Raw genomic sequence first — 26,740 nt, 5'->3', positions numbered from 1 at the left:
CGCCTCAGGCATGTTGCGGAGTGCATAATCCGATCGTCTGAACGGCGATCGGAAAGTGACTATCCGTATGGAGAAGGTGACAGATCCCGACGGTGTCGAGTGGAGAGTCCGACGCTGGTGGTGGAAGACCGTGCCCTGGGAGACCGGGTTCGCGACCCTCGACGCGCTGATCTTCCTGATCGTGTTGCCGTTCATGGTGATGTGGCCGTTCTGGCTGGCTTCCAAATGGCTCGGGGCGTCCTGGACCATCATCGTCGAGCGAGCGGGAACTCAGGTCAGCCGCGAGCAGGTGCGGGGATGGGGCAAGTCCGGTCAGCGCGTCGCCGAACTCGCCCAGCAGGCGCAGGCGGGCACTCTGGCTCACACCGTGGAACTCACCGAGCAGCGGTGACCGTCAGGAACTGGCCGATCGCCGCCGCTGTGCGTTCCGGCTGGTCCAGCATGACCAGCACGTAAGCGTCGTCGATGGTCTGCAGGCGGCCCTGCGGCAGCAGGTCGGCGAGCCGGCGGCCGTGATCGGCGGGCATCACCGGGTTGTCGGTCCACAACACCAGCGCCGGCCGGTCGAATTCCGCCAGCCGGTTCGTCGCCCTGATGAGGTCCTCGTCGACGAACGTGGTGCGGCAGTACTTGACGAGGTCTCGGCGAACCATCTTGTCGGCGAGCGCGGCCTGGACCCAGTTGTCGAAAATCGGTTGCGGGACCGGCTTTTTCGACATCATCCCGAACATCAGCCACTGGCGGCGCAGCCAGCCGATCTTGAGCTGACGCATCGCCAGCCAGACGGTGCCGGTGGTGCGGCTGGCCAGCCAGGCGACCTTGCCGGGAAAGCCCGGCGGAAAGTTGTCGAAGGCCTCCGCCGGGCAGACGACCAACCGGCCCACTCTGCGGTCGCGGCCGAGGTCGGTCAGGAACAGCGGCCCGCCCCAGTCGGAGATGACGAGCGTGACGTCGTCGAGGTCGAGCGCGTCGAGAAAATCGGCGACGATCCCGTTCATCCCGGGCAGCGTGAGGTCGGCGTCGGCGCGCATCGCGATCCGGTGCCCGCCCATCGGCAGGACCGGCAGGAGATAGCGGAATCCGGATGGTAGGTGGGGCAGTGCCAGATCCCACTGAGTGTCGTTCATCAGCAGGCCGTGCAGAAGGACGACGGGAGGGCCGTCGGGGTCACCTTCCTCGCGATATTCGAGCGTTCCGGCATTGACCTGGACTGACTTCATCGATCCTCCACTAGAACGACTATTCTAGAACGTATGCTCTAGCCTGACACGAGGAGGCGAGCATGGCAAGGTCCACCAGAGAATCAATACTGACCGCCGCCGCGGAGCTGATGCGGCACAAGGGGTACGCCGGTGTCGGCATGAAGGACATCGCCGACGCGTCGGGAGCGCCGATCGGTTCGCTCTATCACCACTTCCGCGGCGGCAAGGTCGAGATCGCCCGCGAGGCGCTCACCAATGCGGGCTACGCCTACGGACTGCTGATCCCGTCGATCATCGACGGCTACACCGACCTCGGCGCCGCCCTGGAAGGAGTGTTCACCCAGGCGGCCGACGACATGGCCGGCACGGGATTCGCCAACATGTGCCCCGTGGCCAGCGTGGCGGGCGAGATATCCGACACCGTCGAGGAACTGCGCGTGACGACCCGCGACATCTTCGTCGGCTGGGTCGAGGGCGGTGCGGCGTACTTCGTGTCGCGAGGACTGGACGAATCCCTGGGCAGACAAGTGACTTTCGCGCTCGTCGGCGCGCTCGAAGGGGCCTTCCTGCTCGCCCGGGCGATGCGTGACGCCGAACCGCTGCTGGCGGCGGGGGCGACGATGGCGCCCCAGTACCGCGGCATCGCGCTGGCGCCACGCGCCGATGTCACTGCGGCAGCGACCTCAGCAGCGACCTGACAACCGACCTGGCGGTGCGGATCTCGTCGTCGCCGATGTCGCGCCGCACGCTGCGATGGTGGGCACGGGCGCGATCATTGATGGCGCCCAAAGTCTTTTGCCCTGCCGGTGTCAGTGTGAGCAGGGGAGAGGTCCGGTGATCCGGGTTGGTGCGAAACTCCGCGAGGCCACCGTCGACGAGCTCGTTGGCGACGCGCTGCACCGCTTGGCGGGTTACGCCGAGGCGGCGGGCGGCCCGAGGCACCGTCTCGGGGTTCTCGGAAACCACGCTGAGCAGTTGCCAGCGCGCCTGCGTCTGCCCCTCCGCGGCGGCGGTGGTCTCGCCGATTCGGCGCAGCGCGCCGGCCAACTCGTACACATCGGCGATCAGCAGTGCGACGTCGTCGGCCACTGCGGCCTCCTCCTGCAATTGACAACATATTGTCACTATGGCTATATGTGGTCAGTGTAACGCCGGCGAGGAAAGGAATGTCCGATGTCCGAGAGTGTGTCGAACGTGGAGCGGGCCTTGCGAGAAGCGGCAGCCAACAGGACTGTGCGACAGGGCTTTCCGTATCTCGCCGAAACCCTGCGGCAGGCCGGTGTCCGGCGGAACGTCTGGCACCTGCCCGCAATGCAGGCCACCTACTACACCGACCTGGGGCCGGTCGTCAGCCAAGGGTCCCCGCTGATCAGCGGCTTCGCGGAGGTGCCCGCGTTCGATGCGGACCGGCTCGTCGCCGCGCTGCGCGCCGATCAAGCGGGCAACACCACCTTCCCCGAGTTCGTGGCGGCCGCATGGCAGGCCGGAGTCGTGCGCTACGTCGTCGACCTGAAGATGCGTACATGCGTGTACTACGGCCACTCCGGGGCGTCCTACACCGAGACCTACCCGGCGGTGTCATTGGCCGGTTAATCCCGGCGTGCGCCCCTATGCTCTGCGCATGCCAGTGCTCACGGATCCTTCGGGCGTGCAGTGGTCGGTGCACCGCAAGTTGTGGCCGTTCCCGTCGTTGGAGGCGCTGCTCGACAACTTCGACTTCTTCGGCTGGGTGATCGGACTCGTCCTGTTCCTGCCGTTTGCGCTGCTGTGGCCCTTCTGGCTGCTGACCAAGGTCCTCGGCGGGCGGTGGGTCATCGTCGTCCAGCGCGATCACCAGGAAGTCGAGCGCGAACTGGTGCGCGGCTGGCGTCGCTCTGGCGGGTGGATGGCCGAACTCGTGATGCAGCTGTCCCAGGGTTGGCGCTCGGGGCATTGCGCCATCTGAACGCGTGTCCTTCCCCGGCGGTGTCCCCTGCGGAAGCTAAGCTCTCGAACAAATGTTCTGTCCGAGGAGGAGCTGGCGTGCGGGTGATGGGAGTCGACCCGGGTTTGACCCGGTGTGGGCTGTCGGTCATTGAGAGCGGCCGCGGCCGGCAGGTGATCGCACTCGATGTCGATGTCGTGCGGACCCCGTCCGACCATCCGCTGGCGCACCGGCTGCTCGCGATCAGCGACGCCGTCGAGCACTGGCTCGACACCCACAAACCCGACGTCCTCGCTGTCGAGCGGGTGTTCGCCAATCAGAACGCCAACACCGCGATGGGCACCGCACAGGCCGGCGGCGTGATCGCACTCGCCGCTGCGCGCCGCGACATCGACGTGCATTTCCACACCCCGAGCGAAGTGAAGGCCGCCGTCACCGGCAACGGTCGGGCGGACAAGGCGCAGGTCACCGAAATGGTAACGAGAATCCTTGCACTGCAACAGAAACCGACCCCCGCCGACGCCGCCGACGCGCTGGCGCTTGCGATCTGCCACTGCTGGCGCGCGCCGATGATCGCCCGGATGGCCGAAGCCGAGGCCATGGCGGCCGAACAGCGCCGCAAGTACAAGGCCACGCTCAAGGCGAAATCCGCTCAGCTGGCCAGAGGTGCGCGGTGATCGCGTCCGTGCGGGGCGAGGTCCTCGACATCGCGCTCGACCACGTCGTCATCGAGGCGGCCGGGGTCGGCTACAAAGTGATGGCGACCCCGGCGACGCTCGCCACACTGCGCCGCGGGACCGAGGCCCGGCTGATCACCGCGATGATCGTGCGCGAAGATTCCCAGACCCTGTACGGATTCGCCGACTCCGACGCGCGGGACCTGTTCCTGATCCTGCTCGGGGTGTCGGGGATCGGGCCGAGCATCGCGCTCGGCGCACTCGCCATGTACGACGGTCCCGCGCTGCGTCAGGCGATCGGCGATGGTGACGTCACCGCGTTGACCCGAATTCCCAAGGTGGGCAAGAAGACCGCCGAACTGCTGGTGTTGACGCTGCGCGACAAGGTCGGAACCCCGACGTCGGGCGGGGTGGCGTCGGCGGGCGGCCACGGGATCCGCGGGCCTGTGGTGGAAGCGCTCGTCGGCCTCGGATTCGCCCTCAAGCAGGCCGAGGAAGCCACCGACAAGGTGCTCGCCAACGACCCGGAGGCCACCACGTCGACGGCTCTGCGGGCCGCGCTGTCGATGCTGGGGAAGAAGTAGGTCATGGGCCGGTTCACCGAGAACCCCGAGAACGAGCCCGACGATCGGGAGATGTCACCGGCGCTGACGGTCGGCGAGGGCGACATCGACGCCAGTCTGCGGCCGCGGTCGCTGGGGGAGTTCATCGGCCAGCCCCGCGTGCGGGAACAGCTGCAACTGGTGCTCGAAGGGGCCAAGAACCGCGGCGGCACGCCCGACCACATCCTGCTGTCCGGGCCGCCCGGTCTCGGCAAGACGTCGCTGGCGATGATCATCGCCGCCGAACTCGGAACGTCGCTACGCGTCACGTCCGGTCCCGCGCTCGAGCGGGCAGGCGACCTGGCAGCCATGCTGTCGAATCTCGTCGAGCACGATGTGCTGTTCATCGACGAGATCCACCGCATCGCCCGGCCCGCAGAAGAGATGCTGTATCTGGCGATGGAGGACTTCCGGGTCGACGTCGTCGTCGGGAAAGGTCCTGGGGCAACCTCGATTCCGCTGGAGGTGGCACCGTTCACGCTCGTCGGCGCAACCACCCGCTCGGGTGCGCTGACGGGCCCGCTGCGTGATCGGTTCGGGTTCACCGCGCACATGGATTTCTACGAGCCCGCCGAGTTGGAACGTGTGCTGTCGCGTTCGGCCGGGATCCTCGGCATCGAGCTGGGCACCGAAGCAGGGGCCGAGATCGCCCGCCGTTCGCGCGGCACACCACGGATCGCGAACAGGCTGTTGCGGCGCGTCCGCGACTACGCCGAGGTACGTGCCGATGGGGTCATCACCCGTGATATCGCCAAAGCCGCGTTGGAGGTGTACGACGTCGACGAACTCGGGCTGGACCGGCTCGACCGCGCCGTGCTGTCCGCGCTGACGCGCAGCTTCGGCGGTGGCCCCGTGGGGGTCTCGACCCTCGCGGTGGCTGTCGGGGAGGAAGCCACGACGGTCGAGGAGGTGTGTGAGCCGTTCCTGGTGCGGGCCGGGATGATCGCGCGCACACCGCGCGGCCGCGTGGCCACCGCGCAGGCATGGAAACACCTGGGGATGACGCCACCCGCGGGGGCGGGCGGTCTCGGCGCCATGGGATTGTTCGACTGACGACAGGATGGACGCATGCTGACAGCTGGACTGATCGTGGCGGTGCTCGCCGCTGTGTTGCACGGCTACATCTTCGTGATGGAGTCGGTGACATGGACTTCGACGCGCACGCGTGCGGTGTTCGGCACGACGCCGGAAGAGGCTGAAACCACCAAACTGCTTGCCTTCAATCAGGGTTTCTACAACCTGTTCCTCGGCATCGTGACGATCACCGGTGTCATCGCCGCGTTCACCGGGTCGATGTCGGTCGGCGTGGCGTTGGTGTTCGCCGGGGTGGGTTCGATGCTGGCCGCCGCGGTGGTTCTGCTGGCCGCCGCGCGGGACAAGGCGCGGCCCGCCGTCACCCAGGGTGTCCTGCCGGTGATCGCGATTGTGCTGATCGTCATCGGGCTGGCGTTGTAGCGTCCTCACCGTGATCTGGCGTCGTTTCGGCGCAGCGCTGACGGTTCTGGTCGCGCTCACCGCCTGTGCCCGGAGCGCGGCCGATCCCGCTTCGGCCGCACCGGGTCTCGTCGACATCGGGTCCGGACGCGCGCTGTTCCTCGACTGTCAGGGCTCCGGATCGCCGACCGTGTTCGTCATCCCCGGCATGGGCAGTTACGCCGAGGCGTGGAACCATCGCATTCCGCCCGACGATCCGATCTGGTCGCAGCCCTACGACACCATCGAGTCCGCGGCGCTGGTGCCGAGCCCCGACGCGACCCAGCCCACTGTCGCTCGGACGACCCGGATCTGCGTCTACGACCGGCCCGACACCCGCCCCGACGGCGAGTACAGATCGACACCGGTGCCCCAACCGCACACCACCCAGCAGGATGTCGACGACGTGGTCGCTCTCATCGGCGCGGCCGGGCTGCAGACTCCGCTGGTGTTCGTCGCGCACTCGTACGGCGGCATGATTCTCGACCTGCTGGCGCGCCGGCATCCGGATCTGGTGGCCGGGTTGGTGTTCGTCGAACCGACGTCGGAGTTCCTGCCCGATGTGGGGACGCCCGAACAGAACGGCGCCTTCAACGTCGACACTCGTGACCGGGACCCCGGCAACGAGAGCGTTGCAGTCGAGCAGTCCTTCGCCGCGGTGGAGGCCGCGCCACCGCTGCCGAAGGTGCCGGCCGTGGTGCTCAGCGGCGACCGGTTCCCGGCGCCGGAACAACTCAACCCGGACAACTACACGCAGGCCCAGATCTATCGGGCCAACGACATGCTGGCGGCGGCGCTCGGCACGCGCAACATCCTGATCGAAGACAGCGGCCACAACATGATGCTCTACCAGCCGCGAGTGGTCGCCGACGCGATCGTCGGCGTGGTCGATCAGGTGCGGCAATCCGGCCGCTGAGCCACTCGGTTATCGCCGACGGAGTCTGGGTACTCGCTGGGCATCTTGTCAGGAGGAACCATGGTTGACTCACCGACCCGGGAACACCGGGGCTCTCTGCGGATCCCGCGCAGCCGCGGCGCGGTCAGCGGCTTGCTGATCGTCGTGCTGGGTGTCTGGGGCGCACTCATCCCGTTCATCGGGCCGCTCTTCGACTTCGCTTACAGCCCGGACCGGCCGTGGGCCTGGACGGCGGGGCGTGGCTGGCTGCAGGTCCTGCCGGGCTTGGTCGCGGTGCTTGGCGGTCTGTTGATGTTCGCGTCGCGCAACCGGGCGACGGCCATGCTCGGGACCTGGCTCGCCGTGGCCGCCGGCGCATGGTTCGTCGTCGGTCGTGCCGTCGCCGTCCCGTTGGGTCTGGGGTCTGCGGGCGAGCCCGTGGCCGCGACGGAGACGCAGCGAGTCTGGCTGGAACTGACCTACTTCTCCGGACTGGGTGCACTGATCGTGTTCCTGGCCGCGCTGGCGGCGGGCCGGCTGTCGGTGCGCACCGCCCGGGACATCGCGTATCGCGACGCGCACACCCCGGTGCCACCCTCGCCCGTCACCACGACGACCACTGGGACCTGGGATCAGCCGGATGCGGTGACGGATCCGGTGCCGCGCCGGCGGGCATCCCTGTTCGGGCGCCGCCGGCGTGTCCGCGACAAGCTGCCCATCTAGAGCAGACCGAGAAGCTCCAGGTCGGTCACGTACTTGTCGATGATCGCTGCAGTGATGTGCGGAATGTCTTTGTCCGGACCGATTTTCGCGTCTTGCACCGCCGCCCTGAACCTGTCGGTCGGCGCCATCGAACCGCGCAGCGGCACCTCCGGGTGCTGGTAATTGTGCAGCAGCGGTAGCAGCGAGGCCTGCCTCTGTCGGTCGGGTAGAGCGTTGACCGCGACGGTGAACCGCTGCAGCCACGACGCGTAGTCACCCACCCGGCGCACGGGGTGACCGGCTTCGATCATCCAGTCGACGAACTCGTCGAGCCCGACGCCGTCGTCGTGCGGGTTCATCACGTGATACGTCTCGAACCCGGTCACGGAATCACTGCGGACGTGCGCCCCGATGGTGGAGATCGCCTCGGCGATGAATTCCACTGGCAGACCGTCGTAGTGGGCCCGCTGCCGGTGTCCGGCGGAGTCGGTGCGATAGAACGAATCGGGAGCAACGCCGGTGGCGACCAAGCTCAGGATGAGCCGGGTGAACATGTCGGGGACGTTGAGCTGGCCGGCGTAGGTGGTGTCGGCCAGGATCATGTCGCACCGGAAGACGGCAACGGGCAGCCCGCAGAGATCGTGAGCCTCCCGCAGCAGCACTTCACCCGCCCACTTGCTGTTGCCGTACCCGTTGGCGTAGCTGTCGTCGACCGCGCGGGTCGCGCTGATCTCGCGGATGTCACCGTCTTCGGTGAAACGTCCCGGCTCGATGCCTGCGCCGACACCGATCGTCGAGACGTAGACATAGGGCTTCTGCTTGGTCGTCAGCGCGACACGGATCAGCTCCGCGGTGCCGAGTGCGTTCGGGCCGAACAGCTGGCTGTAGGGCAGCACGTGGTTGACCAGCGCGGCGGGGTCGACGATCAGGTCGACGGTGTCGGCGAGGCGCTGCCACGTCTGCTGGTCCAGGCCGAGGTTCGGTTCGCCCTTGTCGCCGGCGATGACCACGAGGTGATCGTCCGCCAGCTTCCGATAGTGCTCCAGCAACCCCGGATCGCCGCTGTCGAAGGTGCTGTCGAGCCGGTCCCGAGCGGCCGCATCATCTTTGGCGCGGACCAGACAGATCAGCGTGCCACCGACCAGCGACAGACGCTCCAGCCATTCGAGGGCAAGGTAGCGACCGAGGAATCCGGTCGCTCCGGTCAGTAGGACCGTCCGAACCTCCGTGCTCGGCGCAGCCACAGCCGGCGCCGCAGCGAGGGTCTTGGCGTCGATGAACTTGTCCAGTGTCAGATCGCGGGCCTGCACCTCGGTGGCGCCCGCACCATGAACTGATGCGAAAGTCGGTCTGGTGTAGCCGTTCTCGCGCTCAGATTCGATGTAGCGGGCAAGTGACGCCAGGTCGGTTGCGGGGCTGACGATCACCCCGACCGGAACCTCGACGCCGAAGATGTCATGCAAGAGGTTCGCGAACGTCAAGGCGGACAACGAATCTCCGCCCAGATCGGTGAAGTGGGCATCGGGTCGCAGATCACCGGCGGCGGTGCCGAGCAAGGCAGCCGCTGCACGGCTCACGGTTTCGGCGACCGGCCGGTCGGCGCCGGACAGACGCAGCCTGCGCAGTTCGTCGGCCTGGCCTTCGGCGAGCTCGCTGTAGAGCACTTCGAGGCGGTCGCCGTAGTGTTCCTTCAGCTTGGGCCGGGCCAACTTCCGGATACCGGTGAGCAGTCCGTTCTCCAGTGTGAACGGCGTGGTCTCGATGAGGAAGTCGCGCGGGATCTCATAGGACTGCAGCCCCGCCGCCTTCGCGACATCCTGAAGCGATTCGGCGATCAGCGTTTTTGTGTCGTCGTGCGCGAGCGCGTCGTCGGTCGGAACGACGACGGCCAGCAGATAAGGTCGCGCGCTGTTGCCGTACACGTAGATCTGACGGACAACCGGGCTGTCCCCGAAGACGGCCTCGAGTTTGGAGACGGTCACGAACTCGCCCTGGGACAGCTTGAGCACGTTGTTGCGCCGGTCCACGTAGGAGATCTGGTCGGGACCCAGCTCGGCGACGACGTCACCGGTGCGGTAGAAGCCGTCCTCGTCGAACACCTCGGCCGTCACCTCGGGCCGCTTGTAGTAGCCGGGGAACAAGTTGGTGGATTTGATCAGCAACTCTCCGCGCGGATACGGCTGGTCGGTGCGGAAGTAACCGAGGTCGGGCACGTCGACGAGCTTGTAGTCGAGAACAGGCGGGCGGATCACCTGCCCGTCGGTGAACACCATGCCGGCCTCGGTCGAACCGTAGCCATCGGTCAGGTGCAGATCGAGAAGCGCCTCGACGAACTTCTTCATCTCCGGCGACACCGGTGCAGAGCCCGACAGCGCGGCGAGGAAGCGGCCGCCCAGCAGGCTCTGCCGCATGGTGGCGAACACCTCGCTTTCGGAGGCGGAGCCGCGCTCCAGTTCCTTGGCGACCTCGGCGTAGATGGTGTCCCAGATCCTCGGTACGAACGCCAGCTGGGTGGGACGGACTAGGGCGAGGTCCTCCAGGAACGTCGAAAGATCGCTGCGCGCAGCGAAATACGCGGTTCCACCGGCGCCCAGGGTGCCGTAGAGCATCATCCGGCCCATCACATGGCTCATCGGCATGAAGTTCAGCGTGATCGACGGCCAGGTGGTGCGGTCACCGATCCGGTCGTGCGATGACGGCCGCCAGGCATTGGCCATCATGTCTGCGGTGTACATGGCACCCTTCGGCGCGCCTGTGCTGCCCGAGGTGTAGATCAGCAGCGCGAGCGGATCAGCATCCGGGGAGATGAAAGGTTCTGAGCCAGTCGAACTCGCGCCCTCTGTCACCAGATCCGCGAGTCGGTCGAGCCGAACCTGGCGGTCCACCTCAGCCAACCGGGTGCGGGCCGCGCTGAGCGCCTCCCGGTGATCGTCCACCTCGGGGAGATCGTCGAACACGACGATGCGGGTGACCGAGGGCGCAGCAAGCGCGAGATCGACAGCATCGCCGAGGTAGTCGATCGACGACGCGATCGCCGCGGGCTCGGTCTCGGCGACGATCGGGCGCAACGTCGTCACTGGTGCCGCCGTCTGCAGCGGCACCGACACGGCGCCGCGCGCGGCCAGTGCGGTGTCGAAGGTCACGAAGTCGACACTGGTGAAGCCCAGTACCGCCACACGATCTCCGGGACGGACCTCGCTGAGGGCGTCGGCGATGGCCTGGACACGCCTGCCCATCTCGGCGTAGGTGATCGTGCTGAAGCTCGGCAGGAGTTCGGCGACGGTGCGGCCGGTGGATGGGTCTGCGGCGAACCGGACGTCGCGCTGCCCGAGCGCGGGGCGGTCGGCGTAGCCGTCGAATACGGTCTGCAGAATCAGCGGCAGGGGCAGATCAGGCTTGTTGATGGCCTCGGTTATGGCCAAGTCTGGTGTGGCTGCGGCGAATTGATGATCATGGGCGAACAAATCGGCGATACGGCGTTCGAGCCGCTCCTCGCGGGGATCAGTCGACATCACAAGGACCTCGGAACACATAGTGGGTTTGGGAAGCGCGACGCTGCGCTTATACACAGAGACGTTTAGTGCCACTAAAGGTATTCCGCGAAAAGGGGGTTATCGGCTGGTAATGCGCTGTGAGTGTGGTGTGACAAGGGCTTTTAGGTCTGTGATTCCTCTCGCCGGCGCTGCGCCAATGTGGCGCTCGACACATTGTGCTACCCGCCCCATGCGGCAATTCTGTTCCCGCCCCGCACTTTTCGTTCGATACGACCCGATTGGCCCGTGGGACGGAGTACTTCACCGAGCACATCTAAGCGATAACGTGGATCCATGGTCGGGAGTCAGTCATGAGCACGCTGCTGGTGAAGTTGTCGGACATGCTCTCGTCGCGAATCCCGTGTGCCGCCGCCGACGATCCGGCGGTCGTCGTGCTCGGCGAACGCCTCTACGGGTTGTGTGTGGCATTGCAGATACCGTCGCGCGACTGGTTATGGATTGCTCAGTGGGGCGACGGACCAGAGTTCGTGAGCATCGACGCGCTCGACGCCTATCTCGACGTGCTGGTGGCGCAACGGTGCTGGCGCCCGGGCGAGGACCTGATCTCCGACCTCATTGCCCTCGAAGCGGACGGTGACGGGCTCACTGCAGACCAGATCCGCGCAATCATCGTCGGGCTGCTGCTGCCCTGACGCGTCAGGCGGCAGCGGCGTCGCGGACCCCCGCCCGGCTGACGGCATTACCGCCGGATCGCTTCGCCTCGTACATGGCGGTGTCGGCCGAGGCGAGCAGCCTGTCGAGGCTGCTGCGCAGCGCCCTGGGTTCCGAAGGAAGGTGCTCGGTGCTGTCCAGGCCGACGCTCGCCGTCACGCGCTGCTCCAAACCGTCGAATGCGGCGAGAATTCGGTTCCCGAGGTCGGTCCGGGACGACGGCTGGACCTCGGCGACCAGAAACTCTTCACCGCCGTAACGGACCACCAGAGCGTCCTTGTCGACCGCCGCGCGCAGTGCCGCGCCGACGTCGATGAGGATCTGATCACCGGCGCTGTGCCCCAGCGTGTCGTTGATCTGCTTGAAGCGATCGAGGTCGATCATCGCGATCGTGAGGTGACTACCGCGCGTATTGAGGTTCGATGCCAATTCGGTTGCAGCGGTGCGGAATCCGTGACGATTTAGTAGGCCGGTCAGGGCGTCGGTATCCGAGCGGTGGGCGTCGATGCCCAGCAGGCGCGCCAGGAGTTGTCCGGCGAACGGCAGGATCACGAGTGCCACGACTGCCACGGGGACGATGCTGAGCGCCATCGCGACATCGCCCGCGGCGGCGAGCCGGGTGATGCAGACGGAGATGGTGATCACGCCGCACACGATGACGGCGGCCAGGAGTCGGGCGCTGTGAACGAAGGCGACGTATCCGGCGAGGACGGCGAATCCGGTGGAACCGAGCAGGCCCGCGATGGGGCTGGACTGGGCGAGGCACACGGAGATCAGTCCCAGTGACGACAGCAGGACGATGCCGATCGAGGCTCGGAGCGTCGGCCATCCTTTGATCCAGTACGCCGCGGCGAGTGCCGAGAATGCGATGACGACAATCGAAGCGGTCACCGCGACCGCACCCTGAGGTCCGCGAGGGCTGAAGAGCATGGCTGCCGCGGCCATTCCGTATGCGGCCGTACCCGCCGCCATCAACGCGCACGCGGCCGGCTGCAAACCCCGCCGCACGAGGTAACTGGTCATCAGTTGGTGGTGGTCGGGGGATCGCCACCAATGGTCTATACCGCGCCTCACGGGAGCAGGTTAACCGTTAGCTGAAACACTGTCTATTCAGCGGTTTTCGGTGAAATATCCTTCGCTGCAGTCAATTTCGGCGTTTGCCCGAAGCGGCCAAACTCCAAACGTGTCAGTTAGTGAGAGTGGTCACACGCGACCTGGTCGCAAGCGTGGATTTCCCGGTCAGAGATCGCGCAGGAGGAGTTCAAGGACGTCGAGCCCTTCGAGCAACAGCACGTCGCTGATCGTGAGAGGGGGAAGGAAGCGCAGCACGTTGCCGAACGTTCCGCAGGACAGCACGATCACCCCAGCCTGATGCGCGCCGGCACACAGCTTCTTGGTGAGCTCGGCGTCGGGCTCCATCGTCCCGGACTTCACCAGTTCGACGGCGATCATGGCGCCGCGGCCGCGGACGTCGCCGATCCTGTCGTCCTCTGCCTGGATTCGGCCCAGCTTGTCCTTCATCAGTGTCTCGATCTCGGCGGCGCGGGCGACGAGGCCGTCGGCTTCGATGGTCTCGATGGTCGCCAGCGCAGCGGCACACGCCACCGGGTTGCCGCCGTACGTGCCGCCCAGGCCGCTGACGTGCGGCGCGTCCATGATCTCCGTGCGGCCGGTGACCGCCGACAACGGCATGCCGTCGGCGATGCCTTTCGCGGTGACGATCAGATCCGGCGTGATGCCTTCGTGTTCGCAGGCGAACATCGCGCCGGTGCGCGCGAATCCGGTCTGCACCTCATCGGCGATGAACACCACGTTGTTGGCGCGGCACCACTCCAGCAGTGTCGGCAGGAATCCCTCGGCCGGCACGATGAAGCCGCCCTCACCCTGGATCGGTTCGATGATGACCGCCGCCAGATTTTCGGCGCCGATCTGCTTGTCGATCACGGTGATGGCCCGGCGCGCGGCCAGTTCTCCATCGGTGGCCAATTCTTTTCCGCCGAACTCGGCGTCGCGGAACGGATACGACAGCGGCGCCCGGTAGATCTCCGGGGCGAACGGCCCGAACCCGTGCTTGTACGGCATCGACTTCGCCGTCAGCGCCATCGTCAGGTTGGTGCGGCCGTGGTAGGCGTGGTCGAACGCGACGACGGCCTGCTTCCCTGTGAAGGTCCTGGCTATTTTGACGGCGTTCTCCACCGCCTCGGAGCCGGAGTTGAACAGCGCCGTGCGTTTGTCGCCGTCGCCGGGGGTGAGGCGGTTGAGCGCCTCGGCCACTGCCACGTATCCCTCGTAGGGCGTCACCATGAAGCAGGTGTGGGTGAACCTGCCCACCTGCTCGGCCACCGCTTCGACGACCTTGGGGGAGGCGTTTCCGATCGTCGTGACGGCGATGCCGGACCCGAGATCGATCAACCGGTTACCGTCGACGTCCTCGACGATTCCGCCGCCGGCCCGCGTCGCGTAGACGGGCATGGTGTTGCCGACGCCGCGGGCCACCGCCGCGCTCTTTCGCGCGATCAGTTCGGATGACCTGGGCCCGGGGATGGCGGTGGCGAGGTGGCGACTCTGTTCGAGAGCACTCACAGGAGACCTCCTAGACGACCCGACGGGACGGAAGAATTCGACGATTGCCGTGTGCCACCCGAGCCTAGCCGCAACTGGTGTCGATCCGTCGTTAACCCTGCCCAGTTGAGACGGAATCGTCAGTAGAGGGCCCGATCGACGACGAATTCCGTTGCCAGACCGGTGTCGTCGGCCGGTCCGGGGCACCCGCGGACGCGCGCTGACCGCGTCACAGATCTTCCCAGCAGGCCGGGGGGCATGGGCGCAGAAGGCCCCAATGGCACACTGGACGACTGAGTACTGCACGACGAATACGCACGAAGAACACACGAAGAGACTTAGAGAGACACTGCCGCCATGGATCTGGTCGTATTTCTGCCCCTGCTCATCATCATGGGCGCTTTCATGTATTTCGCCTCGCGGCGCCAGAAGAAGGCGATGCAGGCCACCATCGATCTGCACAACTCGCTGGAGATCGGCGACCGCATCCACACCACGTCCGGCCTTCAGGGCACCATCACCGGCCTCGGCGACGACTACGTCGACGTGGAGATCGCGCCCGGCGTCGTCACCACATGGATGAAACTCGCCGTGCGTGACCGCATCGTCGACGACATCGACGACGAGGACGACGACAGCTTCGACGAGGCCGAATCGTCGGGCGTCGAACTGACCAAGAGCCCGAACGAGAAGACTGACGGCTGAGATCTCAGCAGCAGCACGTACTCTTTGCGGTGCTGACGACCTGATCTCGAGGAGACTCTGACACGTGGCATCGTCTTCGACGGTTCACCCTGCCCGCTACCTGGGGCTGTTCCTGGTATTGCTCATCGGCGCCTACCTGCTGGTGTTCTTGACCGGGGACAAGAAACCCGACCCCAAACTGGGCATCGACCTACAAGGTGGCACCCGCGTCACCCTGACTGCGCGCACACCCGACGGCTCCGAACCGTCGCGTGAATCGCTGATCCAAGCCCAGGAGATCATCAGCTCCCGCGTCGACGGCCTCGGCGTCTCGGGTTCTGAGGTCATCATCGATGGCAACAACCTCGTCATCACGGTGCCTGGCGACGACACCAGCGAAGCGCGCAGCCTCGGCCAGACGGCACGCCTCTACATCCGCCCGGTGATCCACGCGATCCCCGCCGGCGAGGTGCCGCCGCCCGAGGCCGAGCCCGAAGGGATGCCGCCGGGCGGGATTCCCGGGATGCCGCCGGGCGGGATTCCCGGGATGCCGCCGGGCGCGATCCCCGGCATGCCGCCGGGCGCGATCCCCGGCATGCCGCCGGGCGCTGTTCCCGCCGAGCCGGAGCCGGCGGCGCCGCAACCGCGTCCCTTCCCGCAGCAGCCGGCCCCGAGCCCTGCGCCGCCCGCCCCGCCGCCGGGGCCGGGCGCCCCGCCGCCCGGACCGGACGCGCCACCGCAGCTGCCCGGTGAAGGTGGAGACGTCGACCTGGCCACCCAGATTGCCGACGAGAAGCAGTTGCGGCAGAGCTCGGAGCAGGCCATCCAGATCCTGGCGCTGCAGTTCCAGGCGACCCGCTGCGGTCAGGAAGACGTGCTCGCCGGCAACGACGACCCGAACCTGCCGCTGATCACCTGCTCGCAGGACGGCAGCCAGGTCTACCTGCTGGACAAGTCGATCATCAGTGGTGAGGAGATCGAGAACGCGACCTCCGGGCTGAACCAGCAGGCCGGCGAATACGTGGTCGACCTGTCGTTCAAGGATCAGGGCTCCAAGACGTGGGCGGAGTTCACCGCGGCCAACGTCGGCACCCAGACGGCGTTCGTGCTCGACTCGCGAGTCGTCAGCGCGCCGGTGATCAACGAACCGATTCCGGGCGGCAACACCCAGATCACCGGGCAGTTCACGCAGGACACCGCCCGCGAACTGGCCAACGTCCTCAAGTACGGTTCGCTGCCTCTGTCGTTCGAATCTTCCGAGGCCGAGACGGTTTCCGCCACGCTCGGGCTGTCGTCGTTGCGCGCGGGCCTGATCGCGGGCGCGGTGGGGCTCGCGGCGGTACTGCTGTATTCACTGCTCTATTACCGGGCACTCGGTCTGCTGATCGCGCTGTCGCTGGTGGCCTCCGGTGCCATGGTCTTCGCGGTGCTGGTGCTGCTGGGCAGATACATCAGTTACACGCTGGACCTGGCCGGTATCGCCGGTCTGATCATCGGTATCGGTATGACAGCGGACTCGTTCGTCGTGTTCTTCGAGCGCATCAAGGACGAGATCCGAGAAGGCCGATCGTTCCGCTCTGCGGTACCGCGAGGCTGGGCGAGGGCGCGCAAGACGATCCTGTCGGGTAACGCCGTGACATTCCTGGCCGCCGCGGTGCTGTACTTCCTGGCTGTCGGTCAGGTGAAGGGATTCGCGTTCACGCTGGGGCTGACAACGATCTTCGACCTCGTCATCGTGTTCCTGGTGACGTGGCCGCTGGTGTACATGGCGTCGAAGTCGCCTCTGTGGGCCAAGCCGTCTCTGAACGGGCTCGGAGCCGTCCAGCAGATCGCACGCGAACGCCGAGCGGCCGCGAACGCGGCGGGACGGGGATAGGGCATGGCCACCAAGAACCGCGCGGACACCGAATCGACCGCCGAAGAGGCGCCCGACCTGGAATCGGCCGCGGGCGACGCCCCCAAGCACGGCTTCTTCGTCCGCCTGTACACCGGTACCGGCGCGTTCGAGGTGATGGGCAAGCGCAAGCTCTGGTACACCGTCAGCGGCCTGATCATCGCGATCTCGATCGGCGCCATGGTGATCCGCGGCTTCACGTTCGGTATCGACTTCGAGGGCGGCACCAAGGTGTCGTTCCCGCGCAGCGACTCTCAGGCGACCACCCAGCAGGTCGAGACGGTGTTCAACGATACGATCGGCACTCCGCCGGAGGCCGTCGTCGTCGTCGGCAGCGGCGAGTCCGCGACCTTCCAGATCCGTTCCGAGACGCTGAGCAACGACGAGATCATCGCGTTGCGCAGTGCGCTCTTCGACGCGTTCCAGCCGCTCGGCCCGGACGGGCAGCCCAGTGAACAGGCAGTCAGCGACTCCGCGGTGTCGGAGACGTGGGGCGGTCAGATCACCCAGAAGGCGCTCATCGCGCTGGTGGTGTTCCTGGTGCTCGCCGCCATCTACATCACGCTGCGCTACGAGCGGTACATGGCGATCGCCGCGCTCGCGACGCTGGTTTTCGACCTTGTGGTCACCGCCGGGTTCTATGCGCTCGTCGGATTCGAAGTCACCCCGGCGACGGTGATCGGTCTGCTGACCATCCTCGGCTTCTCGCTGTATGACACCGTCATCGTGTTCGACAAGGTCGAGGAGAACACCGACGGCTTCGAGCACAGCACCCGCCGCACCTTCGCCGAGCAAGCCAACCTCGCCGTCAACCAGACCTTCATGCGGTCGATCAACACCTCCGTCATCTCGGTGCTGCCGATCATCGCGCTGATGGTCATCGCGGTCTGGCTGCTCGGTGTCGGCACGCTGATGGACCTGGCGCTGGTGCAGCTCGTCGGTGTCGTGGTCGGTACCTATTCGTCGATCTACTTCGCCACACCCCTGCTGGTCAGCCTGCGCGAGCGCACCGACGTCGTGCGCAAGCACACCCGGCGTGTGCTCAACCGTCGCAAGACCGCGGCGGCCAGGGCTTCCGGAGTCGAGATAGACGAATCGTCTGCTGACGGTGACGCCCAGCCCGCAACGGTCGCGGCGTCGGTGTCGCCGCCTCCGGACAAGCCCCAGCCGGGTGCCCGTCCCGTGCGGCCGACCTCCAGCAGGACAGGGCGACCGTCGGGTAAGCGCACCCCGCGGAATCGGTAGGGGCCGATGGCTGGCCGTCGCGCGACCGCCCTGGCGGCGGTGCTCGCCCTGCTGGGCGGAATAGGTCTGACCTCGTGCTCCGATGCGACCGCGGAATCGGTCGACTACGCCGTCGACGGCACTCTGATCACCTACAACACCAACACGGTGGCAGGCGCTGCCTCCGGCGGCCCGCAGGCGTTCGCGCGGGTGCTGACGGGCTTCAACTACCACGGCCCCGACGGGCAGATCGTCGGCGACCACGACTTCGGCACGGTCTCGGTGGTAGGGCGTTCACCGCTGATTCTCGATTACGAGATCAAGCCCGAAGCTGTGTATTCGGACGGCAAGCCGATCACGTGCGACGACATGGTGCTGGCATGGGCGTCGCAGTCCGGTCGATTCCCGGGGTTCGACGCAGCCAGCCGCGCCGGCTACACCGACATCGCGACCATCGACTGCGCGCCGGGCCAGAAGAAGGCCCGGGTGTCCTTCGCCCCGGAGCGTGGATTCACCGACTACGGCCAGCTGTTCACCGCAACGTCGATGATGCCTGCGCATGTCATCGGTGACGTCCTCGGACTGGGCGACGGTGCCGTGACGACCGCTCTGCTGAGCAACGATGGCCCGGCGGTGGAGCGTATAGCCCAGGTGTGGAACACCACCTGGAACCTCAGCCCGGATCTGGACCTGAAGAAGTTCCCGTCCTCGGGGCCGTACAAGCTCGAATCGGTCAGCGCCGATGGTGCCGTGGTTCTGGTGGCCAACGACAAGTGGTGGGGCGCAACGCCTGTCACCCGCAAGGTCACGGTGTGGCCGCGCAGCCCCGAGATGCAGGACCGTGTCAACGAGGGCATCTACGACGTCGTCGACATCGCCGCCGGGTCGTCGGGCACGCTGAACCTCCCCGACGACTACGTCCGGTCCGACTCTGCGTCTGCCGGCATCGAACAGCTGATCTTCGCCCCGCAGGGCCCGCTCGCCGCGGTGCCCGCGCGCAGGGCGCTGGCGCTGTGCACCCCGCGCGACGTGATCGCGCGCAACGCCGAGACGCCCGTGGCCAACGCGCGGCTCAACGGTGCGACCGAGGACGCCTACAGCGCTGCGGAGGCGACCCCGCAAGTGAACGAGTTCGCCGTGGGCAACCCGGATGCCGCCCGCGCCACCCTCAACGGGCAGCCACTGACGGTGCGGATCGGATATCAGACGCCCAACGCCCGGCTGGCGGCCACCGTCGGCACCATCGCGAAGGCCTGCGCCCCCGCGGGGATCACGATCGAAGATGCGGCGGGGGAGAACACCGGACCGATCTCGTTGCGTAACAACGAGATCGATGTGCTGATCGCCAGCACCGGCGGAGCGTCGGGCAGCGGATCGTCGGGTTCGTCGGCGATGGACGCCTACGCGCTGCACAGCGCCAACGGAAACAACCTGCCGCGTTACAACAATGGGCGCATCGACGCGATCATCTCGACCGTGGCCGTCACCTCCGATCCGAAGGAGTTGGCGCGCCTGCTCGGTGAAGCGGGCCCGATCCTGTGGGGCGACATGCCGACCTTGCCGCTGTACCGCCAGCAGCGAACTCTGCTCACATCGACGAAAATGTTCGCAGTGAGTGGCAATCCGACGCGATGGGGTGCGGGATGGAACATGGACCGCTGGAAGCTGAGTCAATGAGCACGGGCAGGGACATCTCCGACGTCATCAAGTCCCTGATGCGTGAGGTGCCCGATTTTCCCGAGCCGGGAGTCCAGTTCAAGGATCTGACTCCGGTGCTGGCGGATGCGCACGGCCTGGCTGAGGTGAGCAGGGCGATCGCCGACAGCGCCCGCGGGGCGGATCTGGTGGCCGGTGTGGACGCCCGCGGATTTCTGCTCGGCGGCGCAGTGGCCGTCACACTCGGGATCGGGGTTCTCGCCGTCCGCAAGGGTGGGAAGCTGCCGCCACCGGTCCTCGGCGAGACGTACACCCTCGAATACGGTTCCGCCACACTCGAAGTACCGGCCAACGGCATCGAGCTGGCCGGACGCTCCGTCGTCGTCATCGACGACGTCCTCGCCACCGGCGGGACACTGGCCGCCACCCACCAGCTGCTCACCAAGGCCGGTGCCACCGTGACGGGAGCGGTCGTGATGATGGAACTCACGGCACTCGGCGGCCGCGCTGCGGTGGAACCGCTGGAAGTGACCAGCCTCTACACGGTGTAGGCGATCGCGGCTCGTCGGTGTGCGCGCAGGCGATAGCGATATCCTCGAAGTCTGGTAGCGAGGAGGTGACGCGTGGCTGACGAACCCGCCATCGGGCAGACCGTGCAGTCTCCGCCTGCGCACATGCCCGAGACGCAGCCGATGGAGATCGTGAAACCGGCGCCGACCAGCGCGTCCCGGCGCGTGCGGGCCCGGCTGGCCCGCCGGATGACATCGCAGCGCAGCGCCATCAACCCGGTGCTCGAACCGCTCGTCGCGGTCCACCGCGAGATTTATCCCAAAGCCGACCTGACGCTGCTGCAGCGCGCGTACGAGGTCGCCGAGCAGCGCCATTCGGACCAGCTGCGGAAATCCGGGGACCCGTACATCACCCACCCGCTGGCGGTCGCCAACATCCTGGCCGAACTCGGGATGGACACGACGACGCTGATCGCCGCGCTCCTGCACGACACCGTCGAGGACACCGGCTACACCCTGGAGGCGCTGACCCAGGAGTTCGGCGTCGAGGTGGGCCACCTCGTCGACGGTGTGACCAAGCTGGACAAGGTCGCGCTCGGGACGGCGGCCGAGGGCGAGACCATCCGCAAGATGATCATCGCGATGGCTCGCGATCCCCGCGTGCTGGTGATCAAGGTCGCCGACAGGCTGCACAACATGCGAACCATGCGGTTCCTCCCTCCTGAGAAGCAGGCCCGCAAGGCCCGGGAGACGCTGGAAGTCATTGCGCCGCTGGCGCACCGGCTGGGTATGGCCACGGTCAAGTGGGAGCTGGAGGATCTGTCGTTTGCGATCCTGCACCCGAAAAAGTACGAAGAGATCGTCCGGCTGGTCGCTGACCGGGCACCGTCGCGGGATACCTACCTGGCCAAGGTGCGTGCCGAGATCACCGCGACGCTGAACGCGTCGAAGATCAACGCCACCGTGGAGGGCCGCCCGAAGCATTACTGGTCGATCTATCAGAAGATGATCGTCAAAGGTCGCGACTTCGACGACATCCACGACCTCGTCGGGGTCCGCATCCTGTGTGACGAAGTCCGCGACTGCTACGCCGCGGTGGGCGTCGTGCACTCGTTGTGGCAGCCGATCGCCGGGCGGTTCAAGGACTACATCGCCCAGCCCAGATTCGGCGTGTACCAGTCGCTGCACACCACTGTCGTCGGGCCCGAGGGCAAGCCGCTGGAGGTGCAGATCCGCACGACGGGCATGCACAAGACCGCCGAGTACGGCATCGCCGCGCACTGGCGCTACAAAGAAGCCAAGGGCCGCAACGGAACTCCGCCGAGCAACGCGGCCGCCGAGATCGACGACATGGCGTGGATGCGGCAACTGCTCGACTGGCAGCGGGAAGCGGCCGACCCGGGGGAGTTCCTGGAGTCGCTGCGCTACGACCTCGCCGTGCAGGAGATCTTCGTGTTCACCCCCAAGGGTGACGTGATCACCCTGCCGACAGGGTCCACCCCGGTGGACTTCGCCTACGCGGTGCACACCGAAGTCGGACACCGTTGCATCGGCGCCCGCGTCAACGGTCGCCTCGTCGCGCTGGAGCGCAAGCTCGAAAACGGCGAAGTCGTCGAGGTCTTCACGTCGAAGGCACCCAACGCCGGTCCGTCGCGGGACTGGCAGACCTTCGTCGTGTCGCCCCGGGCCAAGGCCAAGATTCGCCAGTGGTTCGCCAAGGAGCGACGCGAGGAGGCGTTGGATTCCGGCAAGGAGGCCATCGCCCGCGAGGTGCGTCGCGGCGGACTTCCGTTGCAGCGCTTGATGAATGCCGAGACGATGAACGCGCTGGCGCGCGAGCTGCGCTACCTGGACGTCTCGGCGCTCTACACCGCGGTCGGCGAGGGGCACGTGTCCGCCCGTCACGTCGTGCAGCGGCTGGTGGCGCAACTCGGTGGCGACGACGAGGCGGCCGACGAGATCGCCGAGCGGTCCACCCCTGCGACGATGCCGATCCGTCAGCGCACCAGCGACGACGTCGGTGTCGCCGTGCCAGGGGCTCCCGGCGTCCTGACCAAGCTCGCCAAATGCTGCACCCCGGTGCCGGGCGACAACATCATGGGCTTCGTCACCCGGGGCGGTGGCGTCAGCGTGCATCGCACCGACTGCACGAATGCCACATCGCTCGAACAGCAGTCGGAACGGATCATCGAGGTGCAGTGGGCGCCGTCGCCGTCATCGGTGTTCCTGGTCGCCATCCAGGTGGAGGCCCTCGACCGGCACCGACTGCTCTCCGACGTGACGCGGGTGCTGGCTGACGAGAAGGTCAACATCCTGTCTGCGTCGGTGACGACGTCCAACGACCGGGTGGCGATCAGCCGCTTCACCTTCGAGATGGGCGACCCCAAACATCTGGGCCACGTCCTGAACGTGGTGCGCAACGTGGAGGGCGTCTACGACGTCTACCGCGTCACCTCTGCAGCGTGAGCCTCAGCCCACAGACACGGACTTGATCGTGACGTCGGTTGCCGGCTCGCCCTCCTCGCCGCCGCCACGCACTCCGGCAGCGGCGATGTTTTCCAGTGCAGCAAGACCTTTGGTGTCGATCGTGCCGAACACCGTGTATTGCGGTGCCAGCATCGAGTCGTCGAAGATCAGGAAAAACTGGCTGCCGTTCGTCCCGAGCCCTGAGTTCGCCATCGCCAGCGTGCCGCGCGGGTAGACCACTTCGGACTTCAGCGCAGGGTCGGTGAGCCGGTACTGGTTGCTCGGATACTCGTTGGGGAAGCGGTACCCGGGCCCGCCCGTGCCGGTGTCCGTCGGGTCGCCGCACTGCAGCATGCGCAGACCGGGGTCGACGGTCAGTCGATGGCACCGTGTGTTGTCGAAGAAACCCTGCTCGGCGAGGCTGGAGAAGTTGTGCACCGTGCAGGGTGCCTGCGCGTTGTTGAGCTCCAGCCCGATGTCGCCGCGATTGGTCACGATGCGAGCCGGGATCGACGCAGGGGTGGTCGACGTGCGTCCCGCCTGAGGGGGCTGGACAGGCTTGCCCGCTCGTTCGGTCGTCGCCGGGTACTGGCAGTTCGAGCCCAGCGTCGCAGGCGGATCGAACGGGGGCAGAGGGCTGCCCGCTGACGGAATCGGTTGGGTACGTTGCCGATTGCTGGCGTTGTCGAACTCTTCGAGCGATTGCGCGAGCAGCAACACCATCAATACGGAGACCACGACGATGATGATCGACACGACGATCATCAGATAGCTGACGATCAGACCGGCGATGGCGAGACCGCGGCCTTCCTCGCCGCTCTTCTTGATCTGCGACAACGACATGTGGCCGAACACTGCGCCCAGCGGTGCGAACACGAACGCGCACACCAGTGACGCGACGGCCAGCCCGTTGGTGCCCCGCGACGCCGGATACCCGGGATGGCCCGGGTACCCGCCGTAATCCGTTGGGTAAGGCTGGTTTTCGTGATACGGCGGAGGACTGGTCACCGCCGTCAGTCCAGCTGAATCGACTTCACCGTCGTCGCCAGCTTCGGCGAACCATCCGGACCGCCGTCGGCGACGCCGGCATTGGCGATCTTGTCGAGCGTGGCCAGGCCGGTCTCGTCGATGGTGCCGAACACCGTGTACTGCGGCGGCAGCTGAGAGTCCTTGTACACCAGGAAGAACTGGCTGCCATTGGTGCCGGGCCCGGCGTTGGCCATCGCCAGCGTGCCTCGCGGGTAGACGACCGGCGCATTGAGGTTCGGGTCGTCGGGCTGGTACTGGTCGGTCGGGTATTCGTTGGCGAACTGGTAGCCGGGGCCACCGATGCCTTCGCCCGTCGGGTCACCGCACTGCAGCACACCCAGCGAATCGCTGGTGGTCAGCCGGTGGCACGGGGTGTTGTTGAAGAAGCCCTGCTGGGCGAGGCTGGCGAAGCTGTTGACCGTGCACGGCGACTTGCCGTTGTCGAGCTGCAGCCCGATGTTGCCCTGGTCGGTCTCCATGCTTGCGCTGACCTCGGCCGGATCGGTGGGGACCTCGCCGGTACGCGGCGCATTGTTCGGCTTGCTGGCCGCTTCGGCCGACTTCGGGTACTGGCAGTCGCTGCCCAGCCCCTCCGGGGCCACGAACTCCGGCAGCTGCCCCGCCTCGGTCGGCGGCGGAACGTCGAACGGCGACGACGTCTCGGTCGTCGTGGGCGACGCCGATGCGGTCTGCGTTCCGGAATCGCGGTTGACCAGCACGATGGTGGCGACCACGGCGGATACGACGAGGACGGCGCCTACCGCCGACCCGATGATCGTGTACTGGCGGCGCTTGCGGTCCCGCTCGGCACGATTCTCGAGCTGCCGCTCGAGCTTGCGCTTCGCTGTCGCACGCCGTTGTTCGTTCGTCGGCACGGCCGGTGTCCTCCTCGCAGTTGATCCGGTCGGCACCGAGTGTGCCATTTCTCCCTGACCGGGAAGGTCGCGACCCTCGTGAACAGGGCTGCGACCCGGACGTGGGAAGCTTGATGGCGTGTTGATCACCGGATTTCCGGCCGGCATGTTGGCGTGCAACTGCTATGTGCTGGCCCCGCGGCAGGGAGCCGACGCCGTCGTCGTCGACCCCGGTCAGCGGGCCATGGGTCCGTTGCGCAGGATCCTCGACGAGAACCGGCTCACCCCCGCGGCGGTGCTGCTCACCCACGGTCACATCGACCACATGTGGTCGGCGCAGAAGGTCGCCGACACCTACGGTTGCCCGACCTACGTCCATCCGGCGGACCGGCACATGCTGACCGATCCGATCAAGGGCTTCGGGCCGCGATTAGCGCAAATGGCCTTCGGGGCCATATTCCGCGAGCCCAAGCAGGTCGTCGAACTCGACCGCGACGGCGACAAGATCGAGCTTGGCGGGATCACGGTGGCGGTTGACCACACGCCGGGCCACACGATGGGTTCGGTGGTGTTCCGGGTCGAGCAGGGGCCCGATCTGGTCGCCTTCACCGGCGATACGTTGTTCCGGTCGTCGGTGGGCCGCACCGACCTGCCCGGTGGCAGCGGACGCGACCTGCTGGAGTCGATCGTCACGAAATTATTGGTGCTCGACGACGACACCCTGGTATTACCGGGGCACGGCGAACGAACCACCATCGGCACCGAACGCCACAACAACCCCTTTCTCGAAGGTCTGAGCTAGTGACTGACAGCTTCAAAGCGCCCAAGGGCGTCCCCGACTACCTGCCGCCCGACTCGGCCGAGTTCGTCGCCGTGCGCTCCGGGCTGCTCGACGCCGCACGGCGCGCGGGATACGGCGATATCGAATTGCCGATCTTCGAGGACACCGCGCTCTTTGCGCGAGGCGTGGGCGAGTCCACCGACGTCGTCTCCAAGGAGATGTACACGTTCGCCGACCGGGGTGAGCGCTCGGTGACTCTTCGCCCCGAAGGCACCGCCGGCGTCATGCGCGCGGTCATCGAGCACGGCCTCGACCGCGGGCAGCTTCCCGTCAAGCTCTGCTATTCAGGGCCGTTCTTCCGGTACGAGCGGCCTCAGGCCGGGCGCTACCGGCAGCTGCAGCAGGTGGGGGTGGAGGCCATCGGCGTCGACGACCCGGCGCTGGACGCCGAGGTGATCGCTGTCGCCGACGCCGGCTTCCGGTCGTTGGGCCTCGACGGGTTCCGGCTCGAGATCACCTCGCTCGGCGACGACAGCTGCCGCCCCCAATACCGGGAGCTGCTGCAGCGTTTTCTGTTCAAGCTCGATCTCGACGACGAGACCCGGCGGCGCGCGGAGATCAATCCGCTGCGCGTGCTCGACGACAAGCGCCCGCACATCAAGGAGATGACTGCCGACGCGCCGTTGATGCTCGACCACCTGTCCGACGCGGCCAAACAGCACTTCGACACGGTGCTGGCCCACCTCGACGCTCTGGCGGTGCCGTACGTCATCAACCCGCGGATGGTGCGCGGGCTCGACTACTACACGAAGACGACATTCGAGTTCGTCCACGACGGCCTCGGGGCGCAGTCCGGGATCGGCGGCGGCGGCCGCTACGACGGCCTGATGGCTCAGCTCGGTGGCCGGGACCTGTCCGGGATCGGGTTCGGGCTCGGCGTCGACCGTGCGCTGCTGGCGCTGCGCGCCGAGGGCAAGACCGTGGGGGAGTCGGCTCGCGTCGACGTCTACGCGGTGCCACTGGGTGCGGATGCGAAGGTGCGGCTGGCCGTGCTGGCAGCGCAACTGCGCGCCGCTGGCGCGCGGGTCGACGTGTCCTACGGCGACCGCAGCCTCAAAGGTGCGATGAAGGGTGCCGACCGTTCCGGTGCGTCCATCGCGCTGGTCGCCGGCGACCGGGACCTTGAGGCCGGCACGGTCGGTGTGAAGAGCCTGGCGACCGGTGAGCAGGTCGATGTCGCCGTCGATGACGTTGTCGCCGAGGTGCTTTCCCGCCTGGGTTGACGCGCACCGCACGTCGTCACCTGGCCCGCCAGGGGCGGGCGCCGCAACATCTGCGTAGTGCACTACGCACGACATGCGCGACCGCGGTCGAAAGCATGGAGGTCAGGCGCCGGCGGGA

The 26,740-nt window shown here is 66.8% G+C and carries 26 protein-coding genes; 19 read left to right on the top strand and 7 right to left on the bottom strand.

The window, feature by feature from the left end; translation table 11 throughout:
• The first annotated feature begins 67 nt into the window (after positions 1 to 67).
• Complete coding sequence (locus P9A17_RS31215; RefSeq protein ID WP_278042676.1) at positions 68 to 391, top strand: hypothetical protein; 324 nt, start codon at positions 68 to 70, stop codon at positions 389 to 391.
• Here P9A17_RS31215 and P9A17_RS31210 read toward each other — a convergent pair.
• The gene (locus P9A17_RS31210; protein ID WP_278042675.1) at positions 375 to 1,220 is read right to left on the bottom strand and encodes an alpha/beta hydrolase; all 846 of its coding nucleotides are present in this window, start codon (positions 1,218 to 1,220) and stop codon (positions 375 to 377) included. The two genes, P9A17_RS31215 and P9A17_RS31210, sit on opposite strands and share 17 nt — an antisense overlap.
• A 62-nt stretch (positions 1,221 to 1,282) precedes the next feature.
• Between P9A17_RS31210 and P9A17_RS31205 the strand changes: the two genes are divergently transcribed.
• Positions 1,283 to 1,900 (top strand): TetR/AcrR family transcriptional regulator, encoded by a 618-nt coding sequence (locus P9A17_RS31205; RefSeq protein ID WP_278042674.1) that lies wholly within the window; start codon positions 1,283 to 1,285, stop codon positions 1,898 to 1,900.
• On the opposite strand, the gene P9A17_RS31200 is transcribed toward P9A17_RS31205, so the two are convergent.
• Positions 1,869 to 2,291, bottom strand: coding sequence for a MarR family winged helix-turn-helix transcriptional regulator (locus P9A17_RS31200; protein WP_347403868.1), 423 nt, complete (start codon positions 2,289 to 2,291; stop codon positions 1,869 to 1,871). The two genes, P9A17_RS31205 and P9A17_RS31200, sit on opposite strands and share 32 nt — an antisense overlap.
• Positions 2,292 to 2,375: 84 nt before the next feature.
• Between P9A17_RS31200 and P9A17_RS31195 the strand changes: the two genes are divergently transcribed.
• From P9A17_RS31195 to P9A17_RS31160, 8 genes are all read left to right on the top strand, one after another.
• Positions 2,376 to 2,795, top strand: a complete 420-nt coding sequence (locus P9A17_RS31195; RefSeq protein WP_278042673.1) for a DUF1398 family protein — start codon at positions 2,376 to 2,378, stop codon at positions 2,793 to 2,795.
• A gap of 28 nt (positions 2,796 to 2,823) precedes the next feature.
• Positions 2,824 to 3,147: a hypothetical protein gene (locus P9A17_RS31190; RefSeq protein ID WP_278042672.1), complete on the top strand. Its 324-nt coding sequence runs from the start codon at positions 2,824 to 2,826 to the stop codon at positions 3,145 to 3,147.
• Between the two features lie 77 nt (positions 3,148 to 3,224).
• Entirely contained in the window at positions 3,225 to 3,803 is a 579-nt protein-coding gene (gene ruvC, locus P9A17_RS31185; protein ID WP_278042671.1) for a crossover junction endodeoxyribonuclease RuvC, read from the top strand.
• Positions 3,800 to 4,387: a Holliday junction branch migration protein RuvA gene (gene ruvA / locus P9A17_RS31180; protein WP_278042670.1), complete on the top strand. Its 588-nt coding sequence runs from the start codon at positions 3,800 to 3,802 to the stop codon at positions 4,385 to 4,387. The genes ruvC and ruvA overlap by 4 nt, the downstream gene beginning before the upstream one ends.
• A 3-nt stretch (positions 4,388 to 4,390) precedes the next feature.
• Positions 4,391 to 5,458: a Holliday junction branch migration DNA helicase RuvB gene (ruvB, locus tag P9A17_RS31175; RefSeq protein ID WP_278042669.1), complete on the top strand. Its 1,068-nt coding sequence runs from the start codon at positions 4,391 to 4,393 to the stop codon at positions 5,456 to 5,458.
• A 15-nt stretch (positions 5,459 to 5,473) separates the two neighbouring features.
• Positions 5,474 to 5,860: a DUF1304 domain-containing protein gene (locus tag P9A17_RS31170; RefSeq protein WP_278042668.1), complete on the top strand. Its 387-nt coding sequence runs from the start codon at positions 5,474 to 5,476 to the stop codon at positions 5,858 to 5,860.
• Between the two features lie 10 nt (positions 5,861 to 5,870).
• Positions 5,871 to 6,794 (top strand): alpha/beta hydrolase, encoded by a 924-nt coding sequence (locus tag P9A17_RS31165; RefSeq protein ID WP_278042667.1) that lies wholly within the window; start codon positions 5,871 to 5,873, stop codon positions 6,792 to 6,794.
• 60 nt (positions 6,795 to 6,854) lie between these two features.
• Complete coding sequence (locus P9A17_RS31160; protein WP_278042666.1) at positions 6,855 to 7,496, top strand: hypothetical protein; 642 nt, start codon at positions 6,855 to 6,857, stop codon at positions 7,494 to 7,496.
• On the opposite strand, the gene car is transcribed toward P9A17_RS31160, so the two are convergent.
• Complete coding sequence (car, locus tag P9A17_RS31155; protein WP_278042665.1) at positions 7,493 to 10,987, bottom strand: carboxylic acid reductase; 3,495 nt, start codon at positions 10,985 to 10,987, stop codon at positions 7,493 to 7,495. The two genes, P9A17_RS31160 and car, sit on opposite strands and share 4 nt — an antisense overlap.
• Before the next feature lie 332 nt (positions 10,988 to 11,319).
• Between car and P9A17_RS31150 the strand changes: the two genes are divergently transcribed.
• Positions 11,320 to 11,661: a hypothetical protein gene (locus P9A17_RS31150; RefSeq protein ID WP_278042664.1), complete on the top strand. Its 342-nt coding sequence runs from the start codon at positions 11,320 to 11,322 to the stop codon at positions 11,659 to 11,661.
• Between the two features lie 4 nt (positions 11,662 to 11,665).
• Here the strand turns inward: P9A17_RS31150 and P9A17_RS31145 are convergent, their stop codons facing one another.
• Together P9A17_RS31145 and gabT are read right to left on the bottom strand one after the other, a co-directional pair.
• Positions 11,666 to 12,703, bottom strand: coding sequence for a GGDEF domain-containing protein (locus P9A17_RS31145; protein ID WP_278042663.1), 1,038 nt, complete (start codon positions 12,701 to 12,703; stop codon positions 11,666 to 11,668).
• Positions 12,704 to 12,919: 216 nt separating this feature from the next.
• Complete coding sequence (gene gabT / locus P9A17_RS31140; RefSeq protein ID WP_278042662.1) at positions 12,920 to 14,263, bottom strand: 4-aminobutyrate--2-oxoglutarate transaminase; 1,344 nt, start codon at positions 14,261 to 14,263, stop codon at positions 12,920 to 12,922.
• A gap of 336 nt (positions 14,264 to 14,599) precedes the next feature.
• Here gabT and yajC point away from each other — a divergent pair, with 336 nt between their 5' ends.
• From yajC to P9A17_RS31110, 6 genes are all read left to right on the top strand, one after another.
• Positions 14,600 to 14,947, top strand: a complete 348-nt coding sequence (yajC, locus tag P9A17_RS31135) for a preprotein translocase subunit YajC (RefSeq protein WP_278042661.1) — start codon at positions 14,600 to 14,602, stop codon at positions 14,945 to 14,947.
• A 64-nt stretch (positions 14,948 to 15,011) separates the two neighbouring features.
• Positions 15,012 to 16,802: a protein translocase subunit SecD gene (secD, locus tag P9A17_RS31130; protein ID WP_278042660.1), complete on the top strand. Its 1,791-nt coding sequence runs from the start codon at positions 15,012 to 15,014 to the stop codon at positions 16,800 to 16,802.
• Between the two features lie 3 nt (positions 16,803 to 16,805).
• Positions 16,806 to 18,065: a protein translocase subunit SecF gene (gene secF / locus P9A17_RS31125; protein ID WP_278042659.1), complete on the top strand. Its 1,260-nt coding sequence runs from the start codon at positions 16,806 to 16,808 to the stop codon at positions 18,063 to 18,065.
• Between the two features lie 6 nt (positions 18,066 to 18,071).
• A complete protein-coding gene (locus tag P9A17_RS31120; protein ID WP_278042658.1) occupies positions 18,072 to 19,721 on the top strand; it encodes an ABC transporter substrate-binding protein in 1,650 nt (549 codons plus the stop codon).
• The gene (locus P9A17_RS31115; RefSeq protein ID WP_278042657.1) at positions 19,718 to 20,251 is read left to right on the top strand and encodes an adenine phosphoribosyltransferase; all 534 of its coding nucleotides are present in this window, start codon (positions 19,718 to 19,720) and stop codon (positions 20,249 to 20,251) included. Before P9A17_RS31120 ends, P9A17_RS31115 begins: the two co-directional genes overlap by 4 nt.
• A gap of 123 nt (positions 20,252 to 20,374) precedes the next feature.
• Positions 20,375 to 22,675 carry a RelA/SpoT family protein gene (locus P9A17_RS31110; RefSeq protein WP_278042689.1) on the top strand — a complete coding sequence of 767 codons (2,301 nt, stop codon included), beginning with the start codon at positions 20,375 to 20,377 and terminating at the stop codon, positions 22,673 to 22,675.
• A gap of 3 nt (positions 22,676 to 22,678) precedes the next feature.
• Here P9A17_RS31110 and P9A17_RS31105 read toward each other — a convergent pair whose 3' ends face one another.
• Both P9A17_RS31105 and P9A17_RS31100 read right to left on the bottom strand, forming a co-directional pair.
• Complete coding sequence (locus tag P9A17_RS31105; protein ID WP_278042656.1) at positions 22,679 to 23,683, bottom strand: peptidylprolyl isomerase; 1,005 nt, start codon at positions 23,681 to 23,683, stop codon at positions 22,679 to 22,681.
• A 5-nt stretch (positions 23,684 to 23,688) separates the two neighbouring features.
• Positions 23,689 to 24,579, bottom strand: a complete 891-nt coding sequence (locus P9A17_RS31100) for a peptidylprolyl isomerase (protein ID WP_278042655.1) — start codon at positions 24,577 to 24,579, stop codon at positions 23,689 to 23,691.
• Between the two features lie 118 nt (positions 24,580 to 24,697).
• Between P9A17_RS31100 and P9A17_RS31095 the strand changes: the two genes are divergently transcribed.
• On the top strand, positions 24,698 to 25,360 hold the full coding sequence (locus P9A17_RS31095; RefSeq protein WP_278042654.1) for an MBL fold metallo-hydrolase: 663 nt from the start codon (positions 24,698 to 24,700) through the stop codon (positions 25,358 to 25,360).
• Positions 25,360 to 26,622: a histidine--tRNA ligase gene (gene hisS, locus P9A17_RS31090; RefSeq protein ID WP_278042653.1), complete on the top strand. Its 1,263-nt coding sequence runs from the start codon at positions 25,360 to 25,362 to the stop codon at positions 26,620 to 26,622. Before P9A17_RS31095 ends, hisS begins: the two co-directional genes overlap by 1 nt.
• Positions 26,623 to 26,740: the final 118 nt, after the last annotated feature.

Source organism: Mycobacterium sp. 236(2023) (genome assembly GCF_029623955.1).
Taxonomy (GTDB): Bacteria; Actinomycetota; Actinomycetes; order Mycobacteriales; family Mycobacteriaceae; genus Mycobacterium.
This window is presented reverse-complemented; position numbering and strand designations above follow the sequence as displayed.

What these genes read in the sequence shown, in the direction of transcription:
- P9A17_RS31110 (WP_278042689.1), top strand. Translation starts at nt 20,375, where the DNA reads ATGCCCGAGACGCAGCCGATGGAGATCGTGAAACCGGCGCCGACCAGC.
- P9A17_RS31205 (WP_278042674.1), top strand. Translation starts at nt 1,283, where the DNA reads ATGGCAAGGTCCACCAGAGAATCAATACTGACCGCCGCCGCGGAGCTG.
- ruvB (WP_278042669.1), top strand. Translation starts at nt 4,391, where the DNA reads ATGGGCCGGTTCACCGAGAACCCCGAGAACGAGCCCGACGATCGGGAG.
- P9A17_RS31145 (WP_278042663.1), bottom strand. Translation starts at nt 12,703, where the DNA reads ATGACCAGTTACCTCGTGCGGCGGGGTTTGCAGCCGGCCGCGTGCGCG.
- P9A17_RS31215 (WP_278042676.1), top strand. Translation starts at nt 68, where the DNA reads ATGGAGAAGGTGACAGATCCCGACGGTGTCGAGTGGAGAGTCCGACGC.
- P9A17_RS31115 (WP_278042657.1), top strand. Translation starts at nt 19,718, where the DNA reads ATGAGCACGGGCAGGGACATCTCCGACGTCATCAAGTCCCTGATGCGT.
- P9A17_RS31190 (WP_278042672.1), top strand. Translation starts at nt 2,824, where the DNA reads ATGCCAGTGCTCACGGATCCTTCGGGCGTGCAGTGGTCGGTGCACCGC.
- P9A17_RS31150 (WP_278042664.1), top strand. Translation starts at nt 11,320, where the DNA reads ATGAGCACGCTGCTGGTGAAGTTGTCGGACATGCTCTCGTCGCGAATC.
- yajC (WP_278042661.1), top strand. Translation starts at nt 14,600, where the DNA reads ATGGATCTGGTCGTATTTCTGCCCCTGCTCATCATCATGGGCGCTTTC.
- P9A17_RS31210 (WP_278042675.1), bottom strand. Translation starts at nt 1,220, where the DNA reads ATGAAGTCAGTCCAGGTCAATGCCGGAACGCTCGAATATCGCGAGGAA.
- P9A17_RS31170 (WP_278042668.1), top strand. Translation starts at nt 5,474, where the DNA reads ATGCTGACAGCTGGACTGATCGTGGCGGTGCTCGCCGCTGTGTTGCAC.
- P9A17_RS31160 (WP_278042666.1), top strand. Translation starts at nt 6,855, where the DNA reads ATGGTTGACTCACCGACCCGGGAACACCGGGGCTCTCTGCGGATCCCG.
- car (WP_278042665.1), bottom strand. Translation starts at nt 10,987, where the DNA reads ATGTCGACTGATCCCCGCGAGGAGCGGCTCGAACGCCGTATCGCCGAT.
- secF (WP_278042659.1), top strand. Translation starts at nt 16,806, where the DNA reads ATGGCCACCAAGAACCGCGCGGACACCGAATCGACCGCCGAAGAGGCG.
- P9A17_RS31120 (WP_278042658.1), top strand. Translation starts at nt 18,072, where the DNA reads ATGGCTGGCCGTCGCGCGACCGCCCTGGCGGCGGTGCTCGCCCTGCTG.
- P9A17_RS31195 (WP_278042673.1), top strand. Translation starts at nt 2,376, where the DNA reads ATGTCCGAGAGTGTGTCGAACGTGGAGCGGGCCTTGCGAGAAGCGGCA.